Annotated in this window: 6 protein-coding genes and 1 pseudogene; 5 read left to right on the forward strand and 2 right to left on the reverse strand. The window is 63.4% G+C overall.

The genetic code is table 11. The annotated features are described in order from the left end of the window. The 4 genes and pseudogenes from carA to AC1P6P_RS18330 form a co-directional block, all read left to right on the forward strand. Window positions 1-914, forward strand: a 914-nt coding sequence (carA, locus tag AC1P6P_RS18315; RefSeq protein WP_481403884.1) for a glutamine-hydrolyzing carbamoyl-phosphate synthase small subunit, incomplete at its 5' end; no start/stop codon positions are given. After that, complete coding sequence (locus tag AC1P6P_RS18320; RefSeq protein ID WP_481403885.1) at window positions 911-1,294, forward strand: hypothetical protein; 384 nt, start codon at window positions 911-913, stop codon at window positions 1,292-1,294. The genes carA and AC1P6P_RS18320, both read left to right, overlap by 4 nt. Window positions 1,295-1,309: 15 nt before the next feature. Then, window positions 1,310-1,519 (forward strand): hypothetical protein, encoded by a 210-nt coding sequence (locus AC1P6P_RS18325; RefSeq protein ID WP_481403886.1) that lies wholly within the window; start codon window positions 1,310-1,312, stop codon window positions 1,517-1,519. 2 nt (window positions 1,520-1,521) lie between these two features. After that, window positions 1,522-1,638 (forward strand): annotated as a pseudogene (locus AC1P6P_RS18330) (carbamoyl phosphate synthase preATP-grasp domain-containing protein); the annotation flags it as partial. On the opposite strand, the gene AC1P6P_RS18335 reads toward AC1P6P_RS18330, so the two are convergent. Continuing rightward, window positions 1,622-2,032 (reverse strand): PIN domain-containing protein, encoded by a 411-nt coding sequence (locus tag AC1P6P_RS18335; RefSeq protein WP_481403887.1) that lies wholly within the window; start codon window positions 2,030-2,032, stop codon window positions 1,622-1,624. The pseudogene AC1P6P_RS18330 and the gene AC1P6P_RS18335 sit on opposite strands and share 17 nt — an antisense overlap. After that, window positions 2,022-2,294, reverse strand: coding sequence for a FitA-like ribbon-helix-helix domain-containing protein (locus AC1P6P_RS18340; protein ID WP_481403888.1), 273 nt, complete (start codon window positions 2,292-2,294; stop codon window positions 2,022-2,024). The genes AC1P6P_RS18335 and AC1P6P_RS18340 overlap by 11 nt, the downstream gene beginning before the upstream one ends. A 56-nt stretch (window positions 2,295-2,350) precedes the next feature. Here AC1P6P_RS18340 and AC1P6P_RS18345 point away from each other — a divergent pair. Then, window positions 2,351-2,854 (forward strand): carbamoyl phosphate synthase preATP-grasp domain-containing protein (locus AC1P6P_RS18345; RefSeq protein ID WP_481403889.1); only part of this gene is annotated, 504 nt, incomplete at its 3' end.

Below are 2,854 nucleotides of genomic sequence, written 5' to 3' on the forward strand. Positions count from 1 at the left end.
AAGTCGATGGCGCCGTCGGCTGCGTGGTGCGCGAGGATGTCACCGATCCGTCCAGCTTCCGCGCCCGCGGCCGGTTCGAGGAATGGCTGAAAGCCAAGGGCAAGATCGGCCTTGCCGGGATCGACACCCGCGCGCTCACCCGTCGCATCCGCCTCGCCGGCGCGCCCAACGCGGTGATCGCGCACGATCCCGACGGCCATTTCGACTTGCCCGCGCTCATCGCCCGCGCCCGCGAATGGCCCGGCCTCGAAGGCATGGACCTCGCCCGGCAAGTCACCCGCAAGGCGCAGGAAAGCTGGGAGGGCGGCATCTGGACCCTCGGCAAGGGCTATGCGCGCAGTCCCCGCGATGCCCGCCCCAATGTCGTCGCCATCGACTATGGCGCCAAGGACAATATCTTCCGCAACCTGGTGAAGGCCGGCGCGCAAGTCACCGTCGTCCCCGCCGAGACCTCGCTCGAAGCCGTGCTCGCTTTGAATCCCGATGGCGTGTTCCTCTCGAACGGCCCCGGCGATCCCGCCGCCACCGGCAAATATGCGGTCCCCGTCATCCTGGGCGTGCTGGCGCGCGACATCCCGGTGTTCGGCATCTGCCTCGGCCATCAGATGCTGGCTTTGGCCGCCGGCGCGAAGACCACCAAGATGCACCAGGGCCACCGCGGCGCCAACCACCCGGTCAAGCGGCTGGAGACCGGCGTGGTGGAGATCACCAGCATGAACCACGGCTTCGCGGTCGACAACAGCGCGCTGCCCGACAGTGTCGAGGAAACCCACGTTTCGCTGTTCGACGGTTCCAACTGCGGCATCGCGGTAAAGGGCAAGCGCGCGTTCGGCGTGCAATACCACCCCGAAGCCTCGCCCGGCCCGCAAGACAGCTTCTACCTGTTTGAGAAATTTGTGGAGATGATGAAATGAGCCTTACCCCGCTTCAGGACGCGATCATCGCCTACTTCATCGCCGGCCCGGCCAACGACATCAACATCGCCACCCGCTGGTACCCGCGCGGCGAGCTGCTGCTGATCGTCGACGACAAGTTCCAGATGGCGGTCCGCAAGTTCGGCATCCGCGTCCGCGGCGCCACCAAGCCCGCCGCCGACGCGTTCCTCCAGGCGATGATCGACAAGGGCGGCTGGGAAACCAAGCCCCAGGAATACGCCTCGATGCACCAGTTCAACCAGGCCGCCTTCAAGGCCGCGCTCAAGGACATGCAGGCGAGCAATCCGCTTGTCGCGGAAGCGGCCGCGGGCGGCGAGGAATTCTGGAAGGACAAGTTCGCCAGCCTGGTGGCCGCATAACCTGAAAGTTTCGGCATGATCCTCTGGGAATATCGCACCGCAAGAGTCGAGAACGACACGTTTCTATGGCAGGACGGTGCGGCGGAACCAACCCCGCTGGCAATAGACAGTGGACTCCGGCTGTTTGGTTCGCAGGGCTGGGAACTTGCTGGCGTCATCGAAAGCGAACGTTTCGGCACCACAACGCGCCATACGCTGGTGTTCAAAAAACCCACTGAAAGTTGAATATGCCCAAACGCACTGACATCTCGTCGATCTGCGTCCTCAGCGCCGGCCCCATCGGCATCGGCCAGGCCTGTGCGTTGGACTATTCCGGCATCCAAGCCATCAAAGCTCCCAAGGATTGATGATGTCCGCGCCTGTCCTCGCCATGTCTGAAATGTTCCGGGTAACCAGGGGCATTCCGGCCGCAATGGACTGGGTTGCGATCAACAGGTCGATGTCGGCGATTGGTTCCCCCCTCTTCTGCAAGTCTGCGCGCAATCGCCCCCAGATTGCGGCGGTTTCCAAATCCGGCGACAAGACGCGTCCTGCGCATCGGAGCAGCAGGTTGTCGGCATATCTCATGAGGCGCTCGCGGCGAATGGGGTCCGGAGCATTGGCAATCCCGAATTCCACTTCACCCATCACAATCGTCGAAAGATACAGCCGATCACGATGCCCGTGGAGAAATTCGATGACTCTCGTTTCGGGGCGAGGGCGGGTCAGTTCGCTCCAAACATTGGCATCAACCAGCATCGAACGGATTGTCGCGCTTGTTGTGTCGCTCGGGCAACTGCAAGTCCGCGCCGCCTGCGATCTCGATCAACTCGCGAACCCAGTCATCGCCCGGTGCTTCGCGAATGGCCTTGATGCGATCCGCCTTCACCTTTGCGGGCGCATATGTCGTTTCGAGCAGCAATCGCAGTTCGGCCTCCAGCGATCGCCCGTTGCGCGCCGCGGCAAGCCGGGCGCTATGCTTGATCGCGTCGTCGATGTTCCTGATCGTCACGCTGCCCATCGCCCGACTCCTGTGATTGCAATGCAATCATCATATGCAAAAATATCGGATTAACAATGCCCAAACGCACTGACATCTCCTCGATCCTCGTCATCGGCGCCGGCCCGATCGTCATCGGCCAGGCCTGCGAGTTCGACTATTCGGGCACCCAGGCGATCAAGGCGCTCAAGGAAGAGGGCTACCGGGTCGTCCTGGTCAACTCCAACCCCGCGACGATCATGACCGATCCGGACATGGCCGACGCCACCTACGTCGAGCCGATCACGCCGGAGATCGTCGCACGCATCATCGAGAAGGAGCGGCCCGACGCCGTCCTGCCCACGATGGGCGGCCAGACCGCGCTCAACACCGCGCTGGCGCTGTTCAACGACGGCACGCTCGAAAAGTTCGGCGTCAAGATGATCGGCGCCGACGCCGACGCGATCGACAAGGCCGAGGACCGCCAGCGCTTCCGCGAGGCGATGGACAAGATCGGCCTCGAGAGCGCCCGCTCGGGCGTGGCGCACACTGTCGAGGAAGCCTTCGCCGTGCTCGAACGTACCGGCCTGCCCTCGATCATC

The organism is Rhizomicrobium sp. (assembly GCF_056722145.1).